Consider the following 22367-nt stretch of genomic DNA (forward strand, 5'->3'; position numbering starts at 1 on the left):
CAGCACGCGCCGGTGTACGACACTGGCGGCCATGGACACACCTGCCGAGCTGGGCAACTTCCTGAAGACCCGCCGCGCCCGCCTCCAGCCGGAGGACGTGGGCCTGGTCTCCTACGGGGGCCGCCGCCGCGTGCCGGGCCTGCGCCGCGAGGAGCTGGCCCAGCTGGCCGGGGTGAGCGTCGCGTACTACACCCGGCTCGAACAGGGCCAGAGCCACAACGCCTCGGACGGCGTCCTCGACGCGCTGGCCCGCGCCCTGCGGCTGAGCCCGGACGAACGCGCGCACCTGCGCGATCTCGCCCGCCCCGCCAAGGCCCGCCGCCGCCCGGCCGTACGGCCCGACAAGGCGCGCTCCGGGGTGCTCCAGCTGCTCGCCGCCCTGGACGGGGTGCCGGCCGTGGCGCTCGACCGGCGCTTCGAGGTGCTGGCGTGGAACCCGCTGGGGCACGCGCTGCTGGCCGGGCACCTGGACCACGCGAGCCCCGGGCGTCCGCTGGACCGCCCCAACACCCAGCGGCTGCTGTTCCTCGACCCGCACACCCGCGAGCTGTACCCGGACCGCGAGACGGAGACCCGGCGGGCCGTCGCCGCGCTGCGCATGGCGGCCGGGCAGTACCCGGACGACGGGCAGCTGGCCGCCCTGATCGGCGAACTGTCCATGAAGAGCGCCGAGTTCAGCACCCTGTGGGCCCGGCACGGGGTCAGCAACTGCACCTTCGGCACCAAGCTGTTCCACCATCCGCTGGTCGGCGCGATGGAGCTGGACTTCGAGCTGATGCAGACGCCGGACGGCTCCGGGCAGGGCCTGCTGATGTACAGCGCGCGGCCCGGTTCGCCGTCCGACGCGGCGCTGCGGCTACTCGCCGCGCAGCACCTTCCAGAACCCCGGGTCCTCGAACCCGAGCGCCCATAGACCGGCGTTGCGCACACCGTACTTCCGCAGCAGCGGCAGGTGCGCCGCCACACCGCGCGCGTCCTGGTACCACACGTCGTGCACGGCCCGGCCCGCCCGGTACGTGAAGTGCGGTGTGCCCGACTTGGTGTCGAAACGGTAGGCCACGCCCTTGCGGCGGCGCAGCGCCTCCGCCTCCTTCCAGGTCAGGTGCTTGGCGCGGGCCTTGACGCCCCGGGTCCAGTCCCAGCCGTAACCGGGAAAGGCGATTTCGAGCTTGTCGCGCGGCACGGTGCCGGTGGCGTAGCGCAGGAACTCCTCGTACCAGGCGAGCGAGGACAGCGGCCCCGGGGAGCCCTCGGCCCAGTGCAGGTCGTAGCCCATGATCCGCACCCGGTCGGCGGCCTTGCCGAGGCGCGCGTAGTCGTAGGCCTTGCCGGAGTTGGCGGTGCGCGCCATGACCGTGATCACGCAGCTCTTGCCCCGGGCGTGCAGCCTGGCGCACAGCTCGTCGGCGAACAGCGCGTAGCCGGTGCGCACGCGGTCCCGCATCCGGGCGGTGCCGGTGGTCGCCATGGTCTCGTAGTCGAGGTCGATGCCGTCGTACGCGCGCGAGGCCACCAGCCGCAGCAGCGCCCTGACGTGCGCGCCGCGGCGGGCCCGGTCGTGCAGCAGGGCGGCCATGGTGGCGGCGTTCATGGACTCGTTGACGGTGGGCACGACCTTGATGCCGGCTTTGTGCAGCCCGGCGACGACCTGCCGGTCCCCCGCGCCCGGCTGGCCCTTGATGGTGGTGGCGGAGGTGGCCCGGTACCAGAAGGGGCTGACGGTGTGCAGCTGCGCGGCGTGCTGGAGGGCGTCGCGGTAGGCGCCCCGGGTGTCGCCCCAGTAGGGCAGCCAGGCGGAGACGGTACGGCCGGTCTCTGTGGCGGGCGCCTTGGCTCCGGACGCGTCTCCGGTGGCTCCGGATGCCTCTTTGGTGGTGCCGGGCGCGTCTCCGGCGGTTCCGTGTACCCCTCCGGTGGTTCCGGACGCCCCTCCGGTGCCGTCGGTCCCGCCGTCCCCGGTGGCGGGCGGCGGCATGGTGACGGGCGCCCGGTGCGCGGCCGTGGCACCCGTACGGCCCTGGGCCGCGGCGCCGGGCGGCAGCGCGGCGGCCACCCCGGACGCCGCCAGCAGGAACGCGATCCCGAGCCGCGCCCGGGCAGCCGATGCAAGATCCATGCCCCGAGCCTGTCCCGGCTGTCGCCCGCCTGCCGCGCGGAATGCGCCGAACGGCCGCTTCCGGGCCCGCCGTCCGGGTGTACGGCGAACGGTCAGCGACGGCGGTCCCCGGCCGCCTCCGCCGCCCGGCCGCCCGCCCCCAGCAGGCCGGACGCCGTGAGGTCGGCGCGGCCGGCCAGGCGCAGGAACACGCGGCGCGAGCCCTCGGTCACGATCCCCGGCAGGACGGCCCGCACCGCCTGGCCCGCCCGCAGCCACGGCTGCGCGTAGACCGCGGCGGACCGCCGCTCGATGCCGCGCACCAGGCGGTCGGCCACCGGCGCGGCGTCGTACGTCTTCGAGGCGGGCCAGGGCAGGTGCGCGCGCAGTTCCCGCAGCGCCGCCCGGCGGTCGGACGCCCGCACCATCTCGGTGTCCGCCCAGCTCAGGTACCCGACCCCGACGCCCACACCGCGGTGCGCCAGCTCGGCGCGCAGCACCTGCGCGAAGGTCTCCACCCCCGACTTCGAGGCGCAGTACGCCGACAGCATCGGCGCCGGGCCGAGCGCCGCGAGGGAGGCGACCTGGAGGAAGTAGCCACGGGTGCTCAGCAGCGCGGGCAGGAAGGCACGGGCGGTCACCGCACTGCCGATCAGATTGACCTCGACGACCCGGCGCCACACGGCCGGGTCGGTGTCGAGGAAGGGCCCGCCCGCCACCACCCCGGCGTTGGCGACGACGACGGAGGGCGGGCCGAAGCGGCGCTGCACGAGCGCGGCGGCGCGGTCCATCGCGTCCTCGTCGGTCACGTCCACCGGCCAGTGGGCGGCGTGTCCCGGCAGACCGGCCGCGACCCGCTCCAGCTCGTCCTCCTCCAGCCCGAGCAGGGCCACGTCGGCACCCCGCCGGACGAGTGAACGCGCCATGTGCGCTCCCAGGCCGCGCGCCGCGCCGGTCACCACGGCCGTGCGCCCGAGCAGGGGAAGGTCGCGGCTCATGTCGGTCCTCCACGGTCTGCGTGCGGTGCCCGGCCGGTACGGGGACGGCCGGTGCGGGGACGGTCGGTGCGGGACGGCCGGTACGGGAGAGAGCGGAACAGGACTGATCGGTACGGGACGGCCGGTACGGGAACGGTCGGTCCAACGTAACGCCGTGGCAGCGGGAAGGCCTGTGTGATCCGGCGAGCCGTGGGCACCCGGAAGCGGTGTCCCGGAGCCCGCAGCGCAAGGACGTGGCCGGGCCGGCCGGCGACGCCGGTGCCCTTCCCCCGACGTTGGAGACCGCATGGCGGTAAGACATCAGCTGATCAAGACGCGTCCCGACGCGGTGTGGGCGGTGCTCGCCGACGGCGGCCGGTACCAGGAATGGGTGGTCGGTCCGTACCGGTCGCGGCCGTGCGAGGGGGTCTGGCCGGAGCTGGGCTCGGCGATCAGCTACAGCGTGCACGTGGGGCCGTGGTCGCTCAGCGGCCGGACCGTGGTGCGGCGCTGCGAGCCGCCCAGGGAGCTGGAGCTGGAGGTGGACAGCGGCGCGCTGGGCACCGCGCGGATCGCCATCGAGATCCGCCCCTGGGGCGACCACGCCCTGGTGATCATGGACGAGCACCCGCTCCAGGGCCCCGGCGGACTGCTGCACAACACCGTCCTGGACGCCCTGTTCCAGCTGCGGCACCGCAGCATGCTCCGGCGGCTGGCCAGGCTCGTGGAAAGCGGCGCCCGGCAGCCGCGGGAGGCGGCCCGATGACGGGACACGCGGGCGTACGGGCTCCGGCCGCGGCGGGAAGGAGGCGGCCGTGCCGGACGCGGTGGTGATCGGCGCGGGCCCGAACGGGCTGGTGGCCGCCAATCTGCTGGTCGACGCGGGCTGGAGCGTGGAGGTCCTGGAGGCGCAGCCGGAAGCGGGCGGCGCGGTCCGCAGCGACCGCGGCGTCCACCCCGACTACGTCAGCGACCTGTGCAGCTCCTTCTATCCGCTGGCAGCCGCCTCCCCGGTACTGGCCGCGCTGCGCCTGGAGGACCACGGGCTGCGCTGGAGCCACGCGCCCAGTGTCCTGGCCCACCCGCTGGCCGACGGCCGGTGCGCGGTGCTGGAGCGCCGGATGCCGGCCACCGCCGACGGACTGGAGCGTTTCGCGCCGGGCGACGGCGACGCCTGGCGGCGCCTGTGCGAGATCTGGGACCGGGTGGGGCCGGACATCCTGAACGCCCTGTTCACCCCGTTCCCGCCGGTGGTGGCCACGGCCCGGCTCGCCGCCCGGCTGCACAGCGCGGGCGGTCTGCGGCTGGCCCGCACACTGGTGCTGCCCGTGCGGCGCCTGGGTGACGAGGAGTTCGGCGGCGAGGGCGGCCGGCTGCTGCTCGCGGGCAACGCCCTGCACGCCGATCTCGCGCCGGAGGCCGCGGGCAGCGGCGGTTTCGGCTGGCTGATGTCCATGCTCGGCCAGGCGTACGGCTTCCCGGTGCCGGTCGGCGGCGCGGGGGCGCTGACCGAGGCCCTGGTACGGCGGCTGGAGGCGCGCGGCGGTGTGCTGCGCTGCGACGAGCGCGTCACCGAGGTCGTCGTACGGGCGGGCCGCGCCGTGGCGGTGCGCACCGCGGGCGGCGAGGCGGTGCCGGCGGGCCGTGCCGTGCTGGCCGACGTCTCCGTACCGTCCCTCTACGGCGAGCTGATCGACGCCCGGCACCTGCCCGCCCGACTGCTGGCCGACCTGCGCCGCTTCCAGTGGGACTTCGCGACGTTCAAGGTCGACTGGGCGCTGGACGGGCCGGTGCCCTGGACCGCGCCCGAGGCGGCGACCGCGGGCACCGTGCACCTGGCCGACGGCGTCGACGAGCTGACCCGGTTCGCGGCGCAGCTGGCGGCGGGCCGGGTGCCGGACCGGCCGTTCGCCCTGTTCGGGCAGATGACCACCGCCGACGCCACCCGTTCACCGGCGGGTACGGAGTCGGCCTGGGCGTACACCCACGTACCGCACGACGTGCGGGCGGACGCCGGGGACGACGGCATCACCGGCGCCTGGCACGACGGCGAGCGGCAGGCGATGGCGGACCGGGTGGAGGAGCAGGTGGAGCGGTACGCGCCGGGCTTCCGCAGCCGTATCCGGGCCCGGCGCATCCTGGCGCCGCCCACGTTGCAGGCCCTCGACGCCAATCTGCACGGCGGCGCCATCAACGGCGGTACGACCGCCATGCACCAGCAGCTCGTCTTCCGCCCCGTACCGGGTACCGGGCGCCCGGAGACGCCGGTCAAGGGCCTCTACCTGGCGTCGGCCGGTGCGCACCCGGGCGGCGGTGTGCACGGCGCGCCCGGCGCCAACGCAGCGCGCGCCGCCCTGCGCAAGCGGTCACCGAGCAGCGCGCTCAGCCGTCTCCAGCGGTCGCTGACGAGCCGTAACCGGCTCGGCGAGCGGCCGGACGACCCGACGGAGTGACAGGCGCCGGGAAGCCACGAGGAGTACCGCGCGCCGGGGTCAGGCGGTGGCCGACAGCGTCCCAGCAGGCCTACGGGCCTCCTCCGCCGTCTCGTACGGCACCGCGTCGTCGTCCGGGACCAGGCCCCACCACCAGGAGATGACCGGGATGTCCAGGGGCGCGCGGCTGTTGTCGGTGGGCGTGGAGCGCAGCGTCGAGGGCAGCCGGGCCGGGTCGTCCGGAGTGGTGTAGCGCCGGGAGGTGATGCCCCAGTCCTGTGACCCGCGGATGAATGTGCCCAGGTTGTGCAGGTACTGGCGCAGCTGCGGGCTGCCCTGCTGCCGCAGGTGCGCGCTCAGCCGCATGAACAGCGTCATCACACGGTCCCGCTGGGCGATCGCCGCGGTCAGCGCCTCGTCCTGGGAGATGCCGTACTCGTTCTGCAGCACCTTCAGGACATTGAGGTAATAGCCCGTCCCGCGGCTCTCCTTGTGGTGGGAGAAGATGTCGTTGTCCCAGGTGATGATGAAGGAGGCCATCTCGGCGGCGGCGCGCACGGAGGTGTGCTCGCGCTCGTGCGGCTGGAGTTCGTAGCCGTGCCCCATCTCCAGCATCGGCAGCACGACCGAGGTCGCCCCGTCGTACAGGCGCATCAGGGTGTAGTCGGGCAGGCTCGGCACGGCGCCGGAGCGCCGGTAGGACGCCTCCCACACGACCGAGAAGAAGTACTCGCGCAGGGCGTCGATCCAGCGCGCGGCCTGGCCCGCGGTGCCGTACCGGGACACCCGGTGCCGCAGGTCGCGCAGCCCCTCGGCGAGGCTGTCGCCCGGCAGGGTCGGCGACTCGGGGTTCTGTGCGACGCGCAGCAGCCGGTGCAGTACGCCCGTCAGCTCCCCCGGGTCGTGCCCGAGGTCGCTCTCCTCGCAGTAGCCGTCGTCGACGCCGAACAGCCACAGTACGAAGTCGGCGAGCAGGGAGACGACCTCCTCGCGGCCGTCGGGCAGGATGCGCGCGGCGAAGCCGCCGATCCCATGGGTGACCAGGCGCCCGCGCAGTTCGTCGGAGCCTATGGAGAACCGTTTCGCCCAGGCCGTCGTGCGGGCTTCGATCTCCAGGTGCCGGGGATGGAGGGCGGGGGGAAGGGGCGACCAGGTCGGCGGAACGGTCAGCTCGGGTCCCACGCGTGACCACCTCTCAGCATCGGCACGGCACGGTCGACCAGGATACGGAATCAGGCAGTCCGATTCTTGACTGATCAACTATGGCGCATAGTACGCACCCCGGGGTCCTGATCCAATAGCGTCTTGGTGTCTATGACAAGTTTCTGGAGGGCCGGCATCCGGTTCCCTCGGCACCGGCCTTCCGCACCACTCACAGCGGGCCGGGCGGCCCGTATGCCGGGCAGCGGGCCCACGGGCCCTGACGGGGCATCGGCCGCGGACCGCGCACGGACGGAGGCACTGTGACGATCTCCACGCCCTTCGACGAGGCGGAGCGCCGGGCCTGGGCCGGGCGGGCCGCGGCGTACGAACGGAGCTTCGCCCCGCTCTGCGCCCACCCGGTACCCGCGCTGCTCGACGCGGCAGAGTTGCGCCCCGGCCTGCGCGTGCTCGACGCCGGAACCGGAACCGGCGCCGCCGCCCGTGCCGCTGCCGACCGGGGCGCCGCGGTGACGGCCGTGGACGCGGACCCCGGCATGGCCGCTCGCGCGGCGGAGACCGCCCCGGACGCGGCCGTGTACGTCGCCGCGCTGCCCCGCCTCCCCTTCGCCGACGGCCGTTTCGGCGCCGTGGTGGGCAATTTCGTCCTCAACCACGTCGGACGCCCCCGCGCGGCGCTCACCGAACTGCGCCGGGTCACCCGGCCGGGCGGCCGGATCGCGCTCACCGTCTGGGCGACCCCGCCGGCGCCCGGCCAGGCCCTGTTCGGCCGCGCCCTTCAGGCCGCGGGCGTCTCCCGGCCCGCCGGACTGCCCACGCTCGCCCCCGAGGACGACTTCCCGCGTACGGAAGGGGGCTTCGCCCGCCTGCTGAGCGAAGCGGGCCTCACCGGCGTCCGCTGCGAGACCCTTGCCTGGGAGCACCGGACCACGGCCGAGCAGTGGTGGAGCGGGCCCGCCGCCGGGGTGGCGTCGGTTGGGCGGATCCTGGTGAGCCAACCGCCCGAGGTCGTCACCGAGGCCAGACGTCAGTACGACGCTCTGTGCGCGGAGTTCACGGGCCCGGACGGGCTGCTCGCGCTCCCCCACACCGCCCTGCTGACCTGCGGGCGGACATGAGCACAGTCCCGGCGCCACATCACGCGGCCCCCGGCAGGAAGTCCCGCAGATGCGCGAGCAGCGCCTCCGGCGCCTCCTCCGCGATGAAGTGCCCGCACTCCGGGATCTCGGCGCCGGTGACCTGCTCCGGACGGGCCGAGTGGTCCCGCCAGATGTCCAGCGTCGGCAGTCGCGCGGGCAGGCCGGCCGCTCCCCACAGGGCCAGTACGGGTACGGTCAGCAGCCGCCCCTCGGCGAAGTCCGCGTCGTCCAGGGCGGTGTCGGCCTCCACGGCCCGGTAGTCGTCGAAGCCCGCGCGCAGCGCGCCGGGGCGGGAGAACGCCGCCACGTACGCGTCCACGGCCTCGTCGGTCAGCGCGTGCCGGTTGTAGGTCCAGCGCTCGAAGAAGTACTCCAGGTAGCCGCGCACGTCCTGGCCGGCCAGCCGCTCGGGCAGGTCGGGCTGGAGGTGGAAGAACCAGTGCCAGTACCCGGAGGCGATGGTCGCGTCCACCCGGCGCATCACCTCGCGGGTCGGCACGATGTCCAGGACGGCGATCCGCTCCACCTGTTCGGGCCGGTCCAGCGCCCAGCGGTGGGCGACCCGCGCGCCCCGGTCGTGCCCCACGACACTGGCCCGGCCGAAGCCCAGCGACTCGACGAGACCGGCCATGTCGGCGGCCATCGTCCGCTTGTCATAACCGGCCGTCGGCTTGTCGCTGCGGCCGTAGCCGCGCAGGTCGGGCGCCACCACGGTGTGATGGCGGGCCAGTTCGCCGAGGACCGGCCACCAGCAGCGGGAGGTCTGCGGCCAGCCGTGCAGCAGCACGACCAGCGGCCCGGAGCCCGCCCTCGTGTAGTGCAGCCGTACGCCGTTCACCTGGGCCACGCCCGTGGTCGTACCGCCTGCGGTCGTACCGTCCGCCACCTGTTGCCTCCCACGCAGTTCCACAGCCGACAAAGCGCCGGGCCGCTCCCCGGCCCGCGCCGCACTAACCCTCTCAGGGGGTTAGTACAGTGGCAAGCATGTCGAGCGATGACGTGTGGTCGCGGTGCGGCGGGCGGCTGTGCCTGGATTTCGTCAACACGCTGCGGGACCGGGCGCGCGTACCGCGCGAGACGCTGGCCGTGCCGCAGGACCTGCGACGGTGGCTGGAGTGGACGGGAACGACCGCCCCGGCCCGCCCGGCGGCGCGGGACGCGGACGCGCTCGACCTGGCGCGGAAGCTGCGCGACGCGCTGGACCGGGCGGTGCTCGCGGCGGCCGACGGCGCGCTCCCCGCCCCCGCCGACCTGGCCCTCCTCAACAGCACAGCGGCCGCCCACCCACCTCCCGCCCCTCAACTCACCGTGCTCAACGGCAAGTTGATGCCCACCACCACACCCGCCCCGGCCTCCGCCGACCTGGCCGCGGGCCTCGCCCTGGTCGCGCAGGACGCGGTGGCACTTCTGCCCTCGCCCGAAGTCCGGCGGGTGCGCGTGTGCGGCGCGGACGGCTGCGCCCTGCGCTTCGTCGACCGCTCCCCCGCGCACAACCGCCGCTGGTGCTCCATGGAGCGGTGCGGCAACCGCGCCAAGGCCCGCCGCCATCTGGCACGGACGGGGCGTTCACCCCGCGCGGACGGCGGTGGATGACGGCGCGATGGAGACCTCCGTGCTGGTCCCGGCCGGACCGGTGCTGCTCGTCGGAGCGCCGGCCGCCGGGAAGAGCGCCTTCGCCGGGGCACTGGTCGCCCAGGGCCGGCTGCCCGCCGCGGCCGTGGTGTCGAGCGACGCCATCGCCGAGGAGCTGTTCGGCCCCGGTGCCGACCGGGGCACGGTCGGCGCGCAGGTCTTCGAGGAGCGCGACCGCCGGGTCGCCGAGCGGCTGCACGAGGGGCGCACCGCCGTGATCGACGCGACGAACGTCCTGCCCCGGGGCCGCGAACGGCTGCCGGCCATCGCGCGAAAGTCCGGCGCCCCGGTCACCGCACTGCGCTTCGCGCTCCACGAGCCGGTCCTGCTCCTCCAGAGCCGCGAACGCGCCACACGCATCCCGGACGCGCGGATCCACGTCTACGCGGCCCTGCTCCGCGACACCGCCGACGCCCGCCGTCTCCTGACGGAGGGCGTCAGCGCCGTCCACGAGGTTCCGGGCCGCGCGCAGGGCGTGAGGGCGGCCGAGGCCGCGCGGCGGTTCCGGTTCGAGGGGTGCGAGTGGCGCGAGGAAGGACGACGGCCGGCGGGCACGGCGAATGACGCCGATACGCCACCGTAGCGACGCGACCGGTAAACCGTGCACCGCCCGGGACGCGCCGCCTCCCTACCGCCTCAGGTCCGCCCCTCCCGCTCCTGCGCGTCCTTCAGTTCGGCGGAAGGCGCCGCCCAGCGGGCCCGTACGACCGGGAAGCCCGCCTGTTCACAGGCGGCACAGACCAGTTCGTCGTCGTCCACGACATGGCGTACGTCGCGGCCGCCCGCGAGGCGGCGCAGCAGTTCCAGCTTGGTGTGGCGGGCCGGGCGCCGGTCGTTGTCCGGGCGCATGTACAGGCGGCCCCCGGGCAGGCCGTGCCGGTCGAGCCAGGCCAGGGTGTCCCGGCGGCAGCGCTCGGGACGGCCGGTGAGGTAGACGATCTCGCAGTCCTCGGCGCTCTCCCGGGCCAGCGCCACGCCCGGCGCGAGCGGCGGGTCGTCGGGCGCCGCCGCGAAGAAGCCGTTCCAGTCGCGTGGCCTGCGCTCCAGGAAGTGCTGGCGGTGCGCGGTGTCGGCGAGCGTGCCGTCCAGATCGAACACCGCCAGGGGCCGCGCCCCCGCGCCGCGCCCGCCCCGTCCCGTTCTCGTCATCGCGCCCCTTCGTTCCCGTACCGGCGGCCGAGTGGATCGTACGGGAGGCCGGCCGGCGCGGCACTCTTCTGCTGCGCGTGGGCATTGCCCTGGCCGGGGCGGTCCTTGACGGGACGGTCCTGGCCGGGGCGGTCCTCGACGGGACGGTCCTGGCCGGGGCGGTCCTCGCCGTCCAACTGGCGGTGGAGGCCTCCTGATGTCGTACGGCTTGTGGGGGGAGGCCGGGCGCGATGGACACCGTACGCCCGCAGAGGGGCGCCGACCGGGTGGACACCGTACGACCCGCAAAGGGACACCGGCGATGGAGACCGTACGGCTCGTAAAGGGACACCGGCCGGTGAAGGCCGTACAGCCGAAGCGACACACCGGCCCGGTGGAAGCCGTACAGCTGAAGCGACACACCGGTCCGCACCTGACCGCATCTCAAATTCGCACAAAGAATCGAAGCAATCGCACCTTCTTCCTCCCCGAAAACTCCCAGGCAGCAGTGGCCGCAGCGGCCCTCCGGGCGGCCCGGCACCGGTATGTGCCCTCGCGCGCGGACGCCGGGCCGACGAGAATGTGCCCTTGAGCGCACCGCCCGCACCCGATTGGGTGGAGGGCGGCCATTCCGCCGCCGGACGGCAGCCGCCGTCCCGGCCCGAAGGAGTTGGAGCCCATGCCTGCACGTCCGTCGGTCACGGAGGCGGAGCTGGAGGCCCACTTGCGGGGCATCTGCTTCAAGACCGGACCACCCCGCCACATAGGCGTCGAGATCGAATGGCTCGTGCACGACGCCCGCAACCCCCGATGTCCCGTCGACCCCGTACGACACCGCGAAGCGGCCACCGCACTGCGTGCCCTCCCCCTGCGGTCGGCCCTCACCTTCGAACCCGGCGGACAGCTGGAGCTCAGCTCGCTGCCCGCCGCCTCCCTCACCGCCTGTATCGAGGCCGTCTCGGCCGACCTGGCCCTGGTGCGCCCCGCCATGCGGGAGCTGGGCCTCGGCATGGCGGGCCACGGCCACAACCCCTGGCACCCGCCCCGGCGGGTCCTCACCGATCCCCGGTACAACGCCATGGAGGCGTACTTCGACCGCTGGGGCCCGGCCGGCCGGTCCATGATGTGCGGCACCGCCTCCGTACAGGTCTGCGTGGACGCCGGCCACGAGGAGCCGGGCCCGCTGGGGCTCGGCCGCCGCTGGAGACTGGCCCACCTGCTGGGTGCGGTGCTGGTCGCCGCCTTCGCCAACTCGCCGGTCAGCGAGGGCTGCCCGACCGGATACCGCTCCACCCGCCAGGTGGTGTGGTCGCAGATGGACCCGGCCCGCACCCTCGCCCCGCCGGACGGCCCCGACCCGCGCACCGCCTGGGCCGGGTACGTACTGGACGCGCCCGTGATGTGCGTACGCAGCGACGACGGCCCGTGGGACGCGCCCGAGGGGCTGACGTTCCGCGACTGGATCCGCACGGGCGCGCCGCGCCCGCCCACCGAGGAGGATCTCGACTACCACGTCACCACGCTCTTCCCGCCCGTACGCCCGCGCGGCCACCTGGAACTGCGCATGATCGACGCGCAGCCGGGGGACGGCGGCTGGATCGTGCCGCTGGCCGTCACGGCCGCGCTGTTCGACGACCCCGGGGCCGCCGAGAGCGCGTACCGCGTGGTCAAGCCGCTCGCGGAGACGGCCGGCGCGCGGCCGGCGCCGCGCAACCCGCTGTGGCGGCACGCCACCCGTGGCGCGCTGAGCGACCCCGAGCTGCACGCCGCCGCGCTCGCCTGCTTCACCATCGCGCAGGAGGCGCTGCCCCGGCTGGGCGCCTCGGCCGAGGTGACCGGCGCGGTCGCCCGGTTCACCGAGCAGTACGTGGCGCGCGGACGCTGCCCGGCGGACGACCTGCTGGACGGGGCGTACGCGGACGGGGCGTACGCGAACGAGGCGCACGCGGACAGCACGCATGCCGACGAGGCACACGCGGACAGCACGCGCGCGAACGAGGCACACGCGGACAGGACGCGCGCGAACGAGGCGCACGTGGACGAGGCCGCCCCCGCCGCGCCGCAGGCCCGGCCACCCGTGCCCGCGCCCGAACCGCCCGTGCCCGCGCCGCCCGCCGGGTCACCGGCAGCGCCGTACGCCGCGTACGAGGACGAGCTCACCCCTGGGAAGGACAGCCTGTGACCCACGATCCCGAATCGCTCCGGGAACGCGCGGCGCGAGCGCTGCTCGCCGCGCGCGACCGCACCCGCCTGCTGACCACTTGCGTCGACGACCACGACCTCACCGCGCAGCACTCGCCCCTGATGTCTCCGCTGGTGTGGGACCTGGCACACATCGGCAACCAGGAGGAGCAGTGGCTGCTGCGCGCGGTCGGCAAGCAGGAGGCGCTGCGCCCGGACATCGACTCCGTCTACGACGCCTTCGAACACCCGCGCGCCGAGCGCCCGTCCCTGCCGCTGCTGCCGCCCGCCGAAGCACACGGCTACGTCACGGACGTACGCACCCGCGTACTGGACGTCCTGGAGAGCAGTCCACTGCGCGGCGCGCCACTGCTCGACTCCGGCTTCGCGTTCGGCATGATCGCGCAGCACGAGCAGCAGCACGACGAGACCATGCTCATCACGCACCAGCTGCGCCGCGGCCCGGCCGTGCTCACGGCCCCCGAGCCGCCGGTGACATCGGACGGCATCCTGCCCACCGAAGTCCTCGTACCCGGCGGCCCGTTCACGATGGGCACCTCCACCGAACCATGGGCCCTGGACAACGAGCGCCCCGCGCACCGCCGCCTCCTGCCGGCCTTCCTCATCGACACCACGCCGGTGAGCAACGGCGCGTACCAGGACTTCATCGAGGACGGCGGGTACGACGACGAGCGCTGGTGGTCCCCCGAGGGCTGGGACCACGTACGCGAACACCGGCTGCACGCGCCGCTGTTCTGGCACCGGGAGGGCGGGCAGTGGCTGCGGCGGCGCTTCGGCGTCACCGAGCCGGTGCCGCCGCAGGAGCCGGTGCTGCACGTGAGCTGGTACGAGGCCGACGCGTACGCGCGGTGGGCGGGACGGCGGCTGCCCACGGAGGAGGAGTGGGAGAAGGCGGCCCGGCACGACCCGGCCACCGGCCGGTCGCGGCGCTACCCGTGGGGCGACGAGGACCCCGGCCCCACTCACGCCAACCTGGGCCAGCGGCACCTGCGCCCCGCTCCCGTCGGCAGCTACCCGGACGGCCAGTCGCCGCTCGGCGTACGCCAGCTGATCGGCGACGTATGGGAATGGACGGCCAGCGACTTCCTCCCCTACCCCGGCTTCGCCGCCTTCCCCTACCGGGAGTACTCGGAGGTGTTCTTCGGCGGGCCGTACAAGGTGCTGCGCGGCGGCTCCTTCGCCGTGGACCCGGTCGCCTGCCGGGGCACCTTCCGCAACTGGGACCTGCCGGTACGGCGCCAGATCTTCTCCGGCTTCCGCACGGCGCGGGACGCCGGGACGGCGGGCGCATGAGGGGCCCGGCACCGGCACCGGCACCGGCACCGGCACCAGCTTCGGCACCGGCCCCAGCTCTGGCCCTGGCCCTGTCTCGGGCCCTGGCCCTGTCTCCGGCCCCAGCCCTGGCCCCGGGCCCGGCCCTGTCTCCGGCCCTGGCCCCGGGCCCGGCCCCGGCGGGGGACACGCCCGCAGGCCCACACGCCCCCGGGAGGCGATGCTGATGTGCCGTCACCTCGCCTACCTGGGCCCGGAGGTGCCGCTCGGCCACCTCATCACCGCACCCTCCCACGGCTTGTACCGCCAGTCCTGGCAGCCCCGGCACCAGGTCCACGGCACGGTCAACGCGGACGGCTTCGGCGTCGGCTGGTACGCGCCCGGCGACCCGGTGCCCGCCCGCTACCGCAGAGCCGGGCCCATCTGGGCCGACACCGGCGTCCTGGATCTGTGCCGGGTGGTGCGCACCACCGCGCTGCTCGCCGCCGTACGGGACGCCACCTTCGCCGGCGCGGACGCCGAGGCGGCCGCAGCTCCGTTCGCCGACGGGCCGTGGCTGTTCAGCCACAACGGCGCCGTACCCGGCTGGCCCGATTCCCTGTCCGGCCTGGCCGCCGGACTTCCCCCGCACCGGCTCCTCTCCCTCCAGGCCCGCTGCGACTCGGCCTTCATCTGGGCCCTGGTGCACCACCGGCTCAGCGCCGGCATGGACCCCGCCGAAGCCCTGGCCGACACCGTCACGGAAGTTGCCGCCGCCGCGCCCGGCGCCCGGCTGAACCTGCTCCTGACCGACGGCGCTACCATCGCCGCGACCACCTGGGGCGACTCCCTGTTCCACCTCGCCGACCCCGGCCGCGGCATCACCGTCGCCTCCGAGCCGTACGACGCCTCCCCCCACTGGACCGAGGTCCCGCCGTACACGCTGCTCGCGGCCACGCCCACCGACGTCCTTCTCACCCCGCTCAAGGAGCCCGCCGAGTGAGTCCCCTCACCGTCACCCGCACCCTGCCCGCCGACGCCACCACCGCCGCGCTCCGCGCCGACGTCGCCCACGGACTGACCCGCACACCGAAGCAACTCCCGCCCAAGTGGTTCTACGACGCCCGCGGCAGCGAACTCTTCGACGAGATCACCACACTGCCGGACTACTACCCGACCCGCGCCGAACGCGAAATCCTCACCACCCGTTCCACCGAGATCGCCGCCGCCACCGGCGCCCGCACCCTGGTCGAACTCGGCTCCGGCTCCTCCGAAAAAACCCGCCACCTCATCGCGGCCCTGACGGACCTGCACACCTATGTCCCGGTCGACGTCAGCGAATCCGCCCTCACCGCCGCCGGTGCATCCCTCCTGGCCCTCCACCCCACCCTGACCGTCCACGCCTTGGTGGCCGACTTCCAACAGGGCTTCGCCCTCCCCGGCACCCCCGGCCCGCGCCTCCTCGCCTTCCTGGGCGGCACCATAGGCAACCTCCTCCCCGAGGAACGAGCCACGTTCCTCCGCGCCGCCCACGACCTGTTGTCCCCCGGCGACGCGCTGCTCCTAGGCACCGACCTCGTCAAGGACGAGGCAACCCTCGTAGCCGCCTACGACGACCCAACAGGCGTAACCGCCGAGTTCAACAAGAACGTCCTCAACGTCATCAACCGAGAACTGGAGGCCGACTTCGACCCGGCGGACTTCGAGCATGTGGCGTTGTGGAACGCGGAGCAGGAATGGATCGAGATGCGGCTGCGCGCAAAGAAGGAATTGACCGTGAAGGTGCCGGCGCTGGATCTGGCGGTGCCGTTCGCGGAGGGTGAGGAGATCCGGACGGAGATCTCGGCGAAGTTCCGGGAGGAAGGCGTACGGGGGGAACTGGGCGCCGCCGGGTTCAAGATGAGCCGGTGGTGGACAGATGAGGCGGAGAGGTTCGGGGTTGCGTTGGCTGTGCGGGGCGGATGAGACGAAGGGTGGGGTGATGGGCGAACTTGGACGGTGGCCGACCTCTATCGTCTGCATACCTTGCGCATGACGTTGTCGCACCAGCATGACGGGACCTGCCGAAGGGGCTTCGGCAGGCTCCTACGCCATACCGCCGATCCGTCGGCTCGCCGTAATCAAGGAACTAGCCGACCACGCTTGCATCGGCATCACCGCCACCATCTATGCACAGGTCCCGCCTACTCCGCCGCCCACGCAAGCCGTACGCACTCTGACAGCGCCCTCAGCCGTTTCGAGACGCATCGACGACCGCCCGCCACAGCAGCCGTCCGCTGATATTCCCGTCACACACCGCAGAAGCCCCACCGGAAGCGGTCCGATGGGGCTTCTGCATTCCACGGCTCTTACACCATCTGACTCGGACGGTGCTGATCCCGGCGGCGCCGGGACCGTTCTGACTCGTAGATCTCAGCTAACAGGCCGGTTCGAGAATTCCTCAAGGAGGTCAAGCATCATCTCGATCAGGCCATTCTCCAACTCGTGAGGGATTCGATCGATGGACATGTTGCCATCAGCCATCCCGGGCACCTGAGCGGAGGCGAGTACATACGCCCAGTGACGAGAAGAGTACCCGCCGACCATCCGCCTGCACACCCATTCCTGGAATCCGTTCAACGGATTTTCGTCATGGGCCGCGCTGAAGCCTTCGACGAAGGCGACCGCGGTTGAGAATCGATCATCGAGAAGATACATCCGACGACGTTTCCTCAAGTGAAAGCAGAGCTCCCGAACTTCCATCCCTTACCCCAGATCCGGCCGCTTGTCCAGTTTGATGTATTCCCAGTATTCCCACTGACGGCGATAGGCGTCCAGATCCATGCCGTCCGCCCCGGTGAAAGCATCGTATGCTTTACCGTCCTTGACCACTACAAAGTGTTCGTGCCACGTACCATGAGGATCACGCTTGGACGGCCCGAGTTTCGCTCCGAGAGAATCCTTCATCTCATATATTTCGCCACCGATTATTTCCTTGATCTTCTTCGCGCACTCTTTACAGTTGTCCATGGTCGCGATAGGCCAACCACGGGAATCGAGTTCGCAAGCGGTCGAATTGTGCACCAGGACCGGCGTTTCACCCGCCAGCGCATAGTACGTGTGAATACCCGCCACAGAGAGGTTGTATACCTTCCGCGCCTCAGTCCAGGCACGATGGCCAACAACCTCACGCAGGACACCGTCAGAGGCGCGAAGCTTGTCACCCGTCTTGAGGTCCTTGGCGTCCACCCACTCCCCTCGGTTGGCGACCCAGAATGGGTGGCCATCGGTGGCCTTGAGCGTTCCCGTGGCATCGCCCGCTGCGCCATCACTGTCGACGGTGACCTCTACCAGGTTCTTCATGCCTTCACCGACGATCACATCGGTGACTGCTCGCGCCTCAGTCCGGCCGGCCATCGGGTCGGTGGCCAGAACCTGCTGGCCGACCTGAACATCCTTGATCTTCTTACGCGAACCGTCAGCCATCACCACCAAAGTTTCCGGCGTGAAACTGTTCTTCTTCTGCCCCGCAAAGCAGGGTGACCCGCTGAGCTTCGCCAGAATGTCCTTGCTCTTGCGGATCAGCTTCTTCGCCTTGTCGGACCCCTCGATGAACTTGCCGATACCCGTAACAGTCCGGTAGAGGGCCTTGCCGATTGCCGGGGCTTCCTTGATGGCCTGGAAGGCCTTGCCCCAGGGAAGCGCACCGATGAGCGTCCAGACGCAAGCCTCGATGTCTCCCTTGGTGAAGCATGCCTTGACGTCGTCGAGGCCGAGGAGGGAGACCAGGATCTCGGCGCCGTGTTCCTTGAGGAAGCCGAGGAACCCCTTGTCGTCGAGTTCGAGAGCTGCCTTGTACTCCTCAGGCGTTATGCCGGCGGCCTTGAGAGCTGCTTGCTCGCCCGCACTCAGCTGCTCGGATTCACCCTTGCCGCCTTCCTCCTTCAACGCTTCCTCGCGCCGCTTCCGCTCCTGCTCCCGCTCGTACGCCTCCGCCTTTTCTGCGGATTCCTTCGCTTCCTGGGCGTACTTGTTGGCGTTCTTCGCGAAGGCTTCGGCCGACTTGGCGTGTTCTTCGGCGGAGTCGGCCAGCTTGCTGGCGGCGGCTGCGTCGTTTTCGGCCTGGGTGGCGGCGCTCTGGGCGACCGAGGCCTCGTGTTCGGCCTTGGAAGCGGCGGCGGCGGCAGCGTTGGCGTGCTGCGTGGCCTCGGCTGCGGCGCCGCGGGCGCGGGCTGCTTCGGCCTCGGCCGCGTTGGCTGCGGCGCGGGCTGCCTTGGCATCCGCGTAGGCCTGGTTGGCGGCCTGGCGGGCGGCCTTGGCGTCGGCCTGGGCCTGGGCGTCGGCCTTGTTGGCGCTGGCTGCCGCGGCGCGGGCCTTGGCGCCGTCGTCCGCCGCCTGGGCGGCGGACTTCATGGCGTTGGCGGACGAGCGTGCGGCGTTCGCCGCGGAGGTCGCCGCCTCGGCGGCGGCCTTGAAGGCGGGTGCCACCTGGGCGTTGGCGCGCTTGGCGGCGTCCTCGGCGGCCTTGGCGGCCTTGAGTGCCTCGACGGCCTTGGCCTCGGCCGATTCGACCTGCTCCTTACCGGTCTCCAGGGCGGCCTTGGCCACCTGCGTGGCGAAGTCCGCGTCGACGTCCGAGCCGGTGAAGGGCGCGGTCAGCTCGATGGCGGTGTTGGCCGGGTCGGCGATGCCGGCGGCGGTGCTGCGGGCCGCCGCGGAGGCCTGCACCGCGGTCGTGGCCTGGAGCCTGGCCATCGCGGCCTCGCGGACCGCTCCGTCGGCCTCTTCCTTGGTGCGGTTGGCTGCCTGGAGGGCGTTGTTGGCCTCCATCGCGGCCAGCCCGGCCAGGCGGGCGGACTCGTGGGCAGCGATGCCCGCGCGCGCTTCCTGGGCGGTGGCTTCGGCGGCCGCCGCGTTGGCGCGCTGCGCCGCAGCGTGCGTGAGGGCGGCTTCGGACTCCGCCTTGTTGGCTGCGGCATTGGCCGCGGCAGCGGCAGCTTCGGCCTTGTTGGCTGCGGCGTTGGCCTTGGCGGCGTGCGCGCCGGCCTCGGCCGCGGCTGCACGGGCCCGGGCGGCGTGCCCGGCGGCTTCGGTGGCGGCGGCACGGGAACGTACGGCCGCACCGCTGGCGCCGTCGGCGGCGCTGCGCGCCTGACCGGCCGCCGCGCCCGCGGCATTGGCGTCCTGGCGGGCGCCGTCCGCCGCGGCACGGGCTTCAGCGGCGTTGAGGGTGCCGCGGCCGGAGGCGGCGATCGCCTCGGTGGCCTTGGCCTTGGCCTCCGCGGCCCGGTGATTCTGCTCGGCCTGGAAGGCCTTGTCCCGGGCCTCGTGAGCTGCCCGCTCATCGCTCCGGGCCTTCTCGTCGGCCTTGGCGGCGATGCCCTCCTTCTCGGCGGCGCTCGCGCGCGCCGAGGCGGCGGTGGCGGCGGCCTCCTGGGCCTGGGCCCGAAGGGCGGAGGCGGTACGGGCCTCGGCTTCTGCGCGGGCCCGTGCCGCGGCGGCGGCGTCGCGCTCGCGCTCGGCGCGGGCGCGGGCCTCGGCGGCCAGCTTGCGCTCACGCTCGGCGATCTGGCGCTGCTCGGCAGCGATCTTCGCCTGACGCTCGGCTTCGAGGCGGGCCGCACGGGTCTTCTTGGCGTGCTCCCACGCCTCCGCTTCGGCCTTCTCCGCCTCGACACGGGCCGTCTTGGCCCGGGCGGCCGCATCGGCCGCGACCTTGGCCTGCTTCTCGGCGGCCGCGGCCATCGCAGCCGCCGCCTTGGCGTGCTGCTCGGCGTTGGCACGCCACTGCTTGGCCTGCTGCTCGTGCGCCTCGGCCGCGTTCTTGGAGTTGAGCGCGGCTGCGTCGGCGGCCGTGGCGTCCACGGCGTGCTGGGCGGTCTCGCTCGCCTTGACCGCCGCGTCCGCGGCGGCCGCCATACCGGAGGCGACCTCGGACCACTGGACGCCGTGGGTCAGCCCGGTGTCCACCAGCTCGTCGGCCTGGATCTTGGCCTGGGCGGCCGCGACCTGGGCGGCCTTGGCCGCGTGGGTGGCGTACTCCACCTGGCGGGCCGCTTCGGCCTTGACCTGCTCGTACGAGGACAGGCGCTTGCCGGCCCGGTCGGCCGAGAGCATCCGGTCGGCCTCACGCGCGGTCGCGGCGGCCGACGTCATGGCGTTGGACGCGTCCTTGAGGGCCTTGACGGCTTCCCCGTGGTGGCCGATCAGCTTGGTACGGGCCTCGGCCGCGCGAGCGGCCTTCCGAGCCAGGTCCCGAAGCTTCTCGGCGGCTTCCTGGGCGTCCTTCAGGGCCTTTTCGTGGGCCGCCTGGTCATCGGCGTCCTTGCGCGCGGCGACCAGGTATCCCTTTTCCAGAAACTCCGCGATGACCGCGTCGTCGTTGGAGGCGAGTGCGGCCTTGGCCGCTGCCTTCACCTGCGGACCGCCGACCGTGGCGAGCATCTCCACACGCTTGCGGAGTTCGGCCGCCCGCTCCTTGGCGGTCTTCTCGTCCTTCGCGTCCTGGTCACGCGCGATCTGCGCGCCGAATGCCAGGAAGTTCGCGCGGTCGGTGGCGGTGGCCTTGGCATCCAGTACGCGCTCGACCTCGGCGTTGAAGTGCGGCCCGCCGGTGCCGCGCATCGCCTCGATCTTCTTGCGGTTCTCGGCGTCGTCGCCGTTCTTCTTGTCCTTGGCCCGCTTGCGGGCCTCGGCCTCGCCGTGCTCCAGGAACTCCCGGATCGCGTTCGGGTCGTCGCTCTCCAGGGCCTTCTTGGCGGCCTCGCGGACTTCCTCTTCCTCGTCGAATTCCGCGAAGTCCTCGACGAGTTGACGGTCACGGTCCGCGCTCATCCGGTCCAGCCGGGACGGGCCGGGCGCTTTCGTCGTGGCACCGGGCTTCGGCAGCGACGCGGTGGCCGCGTCGAGCGTCGCCATCGCCTGGGCGAACGACGACTTCTCGGTGGGCTTGGCGGGAACGGCAGCCACGGCTTCGGTCGCCGTCGTGCCGAGCACCGCCATGGCGACCACCGCGGAGACGGCCTTGCTCATGGTTGCGGTCACGCGCGTGCGTGACCGTCCGGCTCTGGGCCGGAATCTGGCTATCAAGGGAAGGTCCCCCCTCGGTCAATGGATACAGAAATGAACCCTGCCCTGCCCGGATGCAGGGAGCATCCGGGCAGGGCAGGAGCACGAAAGCCGGGAATGGCGGCATGGAGGGAGCGGAAGGGACGGTCAGCCCTTGGACCGGCTCTCGCCTTCCTTGGCCCGGTCGAACATGTTCTGCCAGAAGGCGGCCGACTCGGCGGCGTCGGCCTGCTCCTTGGCCCACGCTTCACGGTTGGACTCGGCCGGCTCGTTGATGTTCTTCCAGATGCCGTCGGCGGAGTTCCTGGCCCGCTCGGCGACGGCCCGCCAGTTCTCCGTCTGGGTCTGGGCGGCACCCTGCTCGGCCAGCCACGCCTTGCGTGCGGCGTCGGCGTGCTCGGCAACCGCCTGCCAGGCCCGTTCGGCTTCTGCCCTGGCCTTCGCCGCGTCGGCGGCACCCTTGACCGCCTCCTCGGCCGCCGCGGCCTCCTGGATCAGACGGGTCAGGGTGTGGTGCCGGACCGTTTCCGCGTCCGCGATCCGCGACCGGCGGCTCTCCAGGTCCAGCGTGGCACCGGAAACCCAGCCGTAGCCGAAGAACTCCGCGATGTCCTCGTCCGTGGCGCCGGGCCGCAAGGCCCACTGCGCCGCCGTCCGTACCTGCTCGCCCGGGTCGTCCTGGGCGAGACGGCGCACGACCTCGCGCTCGGCCTCGGCGACTTCCTGCTTGTGCTGGGTATCGGCCTCGCGCTGGGCACGGTCGCGCTTCTGGGCCTCGGCGTATCCCGTGCGGACGAATGCCGCCTGGTCGGCGGGGGTGCCCTTCAGCGCCCGCTCCGCAGTGGACCGCACCTCGGGCGAGTAACTCTTGGTGTGGGTACGGATGACCCGCTCGATGAACGCCTTGTTGCGGGCCCTGGTGGTCCGCGCCCGGCCACGGGCGTAGTCGTAACCGCCGTCGGGGGCGAACCACTTCGCGATCGCCTCCGGGTCCTCGCTCCGCAGTGCGTTCCAGGCTGATACGCGGACCTCCGCGAGCGGATGCGACGTCGCGAGGCGACGCACTTCCCTGCGGGCGTTCTCAGCCGCCTCGGCGGTCATGAGCGCGGTCGCGTCGGAGGCCTGGGCGAAGGTTCCGCTCCGGGCTGCCGGAACGCCCCCCGGAGCGTCGGCCCACGCCGGTGCCGTTCCCGCGACGGCGCTCGCCCCGGCCAGCACGCTGCACGTCAACGCCTGGGCGATCCACCACTGACGTTTCACTCAAGTCCCCTCGGAGAAGAAGTTCGGCAGGCAGCACTGCACG

General features: G+C 72.9%; 18 protein-coding genes and 1 pseudogene. 11 read left to right on the forward strand and 8 right to left on the reverse strand.

Translation table 11 applies throughout. The annotated features are described in order from the left end of the window. Positions 1-31 precede the first annotated feature (31 nt). Positions 32-913: a helix-turn-helix domain-containing protein gene (locus tag CP973_RS25110; protein WP_150245484.1), complete on the forward strand. Its 882-nt coding sequence runs from the start codon at positions 32-34 to the stop codon at positions 911-913. On the opposite strand, the gene CP973_RS25115 is transcribed toward CP973_RS25110, so the two are convergent. Both CP973_RS25115 and CP973_RS25120 read right to left on the reverse strand, forming a co-directional pair. Beyond that, positions 857-2116 carry a glycosyl hydrolase family 18 protein gene (locus CP973_RS25115; RefSeq protein WP_244409992.1) on the reverse strand — a complete coding sequence of 420 codons (1260 nt, stop codon included), beginning with the start codon at positions 2114-2116 and terminating at the stop codon, positions 857-859. The genes CP973_RS25110 and CP973_RS25115 overlap by 57 nt on opposite strands. A 92-nt stretch (positions 2117-2208) precedes the next feature. Then, positions 2209-3093: a short-chain dehydrogenase/reductase gene (locus tag CP973_RS25120; protein ID WP_150245487.1), complete on the reverse strand. Its 885-nt coding sequence runs from the start codon at positions 3091-3093 to the stop codon at positions 2209-2211. 286 nt (positions 3094-3379) lie between these two features. Here CP973_RS25120 and CP973_RS25125 point away from each other — a divergent pair, with 286 nt between their 5' ends. After that, positions 3380-3838, forward strand: coding sequence for an SRPBCC family protein (locus CP973_RS25125; protein ID WP_150245491.1), 459 nt, complete (start codon positions 3380-3382; stop codon positions 3836-3838). 49 nt (positions 3839-3887) lie between these two features. Beyond that, the gene (locus CP973_RS25130) at positions 3888-5525 is read left to right on the forward strand and encodes a phytoene desaturase family protein (RefSeq protein ID WP_150245493.1); all 1638 of its coding nucleotides are present in this window, start codon (positions 3888-3890) and stop codon (positions 5523-5525) included. Between the two features lie 39 nt (positions 5526-5564). On the opposite strand, the gene CP973_RS25135 is transcribed toward CP973_RS25130, so the two are convergent. Further along, the gene (locus tag CP973_RS25135) at positions 5565-6686 is read right to left on the reverse strand and encodes a selina-4(15),7(11)-diene synthase (RefSeq protein WP_150245496.1); all 1122 of its coding nucleotides are present in this window, start codon (positions 6684-6686) and stop codon (positions 5565-5567) included. 281 nt (positions 6687-6967) lie between these two features. On the opposite strand from CP973_RS25135, the gene CP973_RS25140 reads away from it, so the two are divergent. Beyond that, positions 6968-7783 (forward strand): class I SAM-dependent methyltransferase, encoded by an 816-nt coding sequence (locus CP973_RS25140; RefSeq protein WP_244409993.1) that lies wholly within the window; start codon positions 6968-6970, stop codon positions 7781-7783. A gap of 19 nt (positions 7784-7802) precedes the next feature. Here the strand turns inward: CP973_RS25140 and CP973_RS25145 are convergent, their stop codons facing one another. Continuing rightward, on the reverse strand, positions 7803-8651 hold the full coding sequence (locus CP973_RS25145) for an alpha/beta fold hydrolase (protein WP_244409994.1): 849 nt from the start codon (positions 8649-8651) through the stop codon (positions 7803-7805). A gap of 137 nt (positions 8652-8788) precedes the next feature. Between CP973_RS25145 and CP973_RS25150 the strand changes: the two genes are divergently transcribed. Both CP973_RS25150 and CP973_RS25155 read left to right on the forward strand, forming a co-directional pair. Then, the gene (locus CP973_RS25150; protein WP_244409995.1) at positions 8789-9397 is read left to right on the forward strand and encodes a CGNR zinc finger domain-containing protein; all 609 of its coding nucleotides are present in this window, start codon (positions 8789-8791) and stop codon (positions 9395-9397) included. A 7-nt stretch (positions 9398-9404) separates the two neighbouring features. After that, positions 9405-10019 (forward strand): AAA family ATPase, encoded by a 615-nt coding sequence (locus CP973_RS25155; protein WP_150245501.1) that lies wholly within the window; start codon positions 9405-9407, stop codon positions 10017-10019. A gap of 53 nt (positions 10020-10072) precedes the next feature. On the opposite strand, the gene CP973_RS25160 is transcribed toward CP973_RS25155, so the two are convergent. Continuing rightward, positions 10073-10585, reverse strand: a complete 513-nt coding sequence (locus CP973_RS25160; RefSeq protein WP_150245504.1) for a phosphatase domain-containing protein — start codon at positions 10583-10585, stop codon at positions 10073-10075. A gap of 77 nt (positions 10586-10662) precedes the next feature. On the opposite strand from CP973_RS25160, the gene CP973_RS41120 reads away from it, so the two are divergent. The 5 genes and pseudogenes from CP973_RS41120 (at position 10663) to egtD (ending at position 15982) form a co-directional block, all read left to right on the forward strand. Further along, on the forward strand, positions 10663-10782 hold the full coding sequence (locus CP973_RS41120) for a pentapeptide repeat-containing protein (protein ID WP_244409996.1): 120 nt from the start codon (positions 10663-10665) through the stop codon (positions 10780-10782). A 461-nt stretch (positions 10783-11243) separates the two neighbouring features. Further along, a pseudogene (egtA, locus tag CP973_RS25165) lies at positions 11244-12482 on the forward strand (ergothioneine biosynthesis glutamate--cysteine ligase EgtA); the annotation flags it as partial. A gap of 260 nt (positions 12483-12742) precedes the next feature. After that, entirely contained in the window at positions 12743-14059 is a 1317-nt protein-coding gene (egtB, locus tag CP973_RS25170; protein ID WP_150245507.1) for an ergothioneine biosynthesis protein EgtB, read from the forward strand. Between the two features lie 205 nt (positions 14060-14264). Beyond that, on the forward strand, positions 14265-15020 hold the full coding sequence (gene egtC / locus CP973_RS25175; protein ID WP_150245510.1) for an ergothioneine biosynthesis protein EgtC: 756 nt from the start codon (positions 14265-14267) through the stop codon (positions 15018-15020). Continuing rightward, a complete protein-coding gene (gene egtD / locus CP973_RS25180; RefSeq protein WP_150245513.1) occupies positions 15017-15982 on the forward strand; it encodes an L-histidine N(alpha)-methyltransferase in 966 nt (321 codons plus the stop codon). Before egtC ends, egtD begins: the two co-directional genes overlap by 4 nt. Before the next feature lie 447 nt (positions 15983-16429). Here egtD and CP973_RS25185 read toward each other — a convergent pair whose 3' ends face one another. From CP973_RS25185 to CP973_RS25195, 3 genes are all read right to left on the reverse strand, one after another. Further along, positions 16430-16714, reverse strand: a complete 285-nt coding sequence (locus tag CP973_RS25185; protein ID WP_150245516.1) for a hypothetical protein — start codon at positions 16712-16714, stop codon at positions 16430-16432. A 48-nt stretch (positions 16715-16762) separates the two neighbouring features. Next, on the reverse strand, positions 16763-21040 hold the full coding sequence (locus tag CP973_RS25190) for a Hint domain-containing protein (protein ID WP_150245518.1): 4278 nt from the start codon (positions 21038-21040) through the stop codon (positions 16763-16765). Between the two features lie 171 nt (positions 21041-21211). Further along, positions 21212-22324: a hypothetical protein gene (locus tag CP973_RS25195; protein ID WP_244409997.1), complete on the reverse strand. Its 1113-nt coding sequence runs from the start codon at positions 22322-22324 to the stop codon at positions 21212-21214. Between the last annotated feature and the right edge of the window lie 43 nt (positions 22325-22367).

The sequence above is a fragment of the Streptomyces albofaciens JCM 4342 genome (assembly GCF_008634025.1).
Lineage (GTDB): Bacteria > Actinomycetota > Actinomycetes > Streptomycetales > Streptomycetaceae > Streptomyces > Streptomyces albofaciens.

Bases quoted from the DNA above. Each gene is read 5' to 3' on its own strand.
- CP973_RS25120 (WP_150245487.1), bottom strand. From the start codon at position 3,093: ATGAGCCGCGACCTTCCCCTGCTCGGGCGCACGGCCGTGGTGACCGGC.
- CP973_RS25155 (WP_150245501.1), top strand. From the start codon at position 9,405: ATGGAGACCTCCGTGCTGGTCCCGGCCGGACCGGTGCTGCTCGTCGGA.
- CP973_RS25115 (WP_244409992.1), bottom strand. From the start codon at position 2,116: ATGGATCTTGCATCGGCTGCCCGGGCGCGGCTCGGGATCGCGTTCCTG.
- CP973_RS25110 (WP_150245484.1), top strand. From the start codon at position 32: ATGGACACACCTGCCGAGCTGGGCAACTTCCTGAAGACCCGCCGCGCC.
- CP973_RS25150 (WP_244409995.1), top strand. From the start codon at position 8,789: ATGTCGAGCGATGACGTGTGGTCGCGGTGCGGCGGGCGGCTGTGCCTG.
- CP973_RS25160 (WP_150245504.1), bottom strand. From the start codon at position 10,585: ATGACGAGAACGGGACGGGGCGGGCGCGGCGCGGGGGCGCGGCCCCTG.
- CP973_RS25125 (WP_150245491.1), top strand. From the start codon at position 3,380: ATGGCGGTAAGACATCAGCTGATCAAGACGCGTCCCGACGCGGTGTGG.
- CP973_RS25185 (WP_150245516.1), bottom strand. From the start codon at position 16,714: ATGTATCTTCTCGATGATCGATTCTCAACCGCGGTCGCCTTCGTCGAA.
- egtC (WP_150245510.1), top strand. From the start codon at position 14,265: ATGTGCCGTCACCTCGCCTACCTGGGCCCGGAGGTGCCGCTCGGCCAC.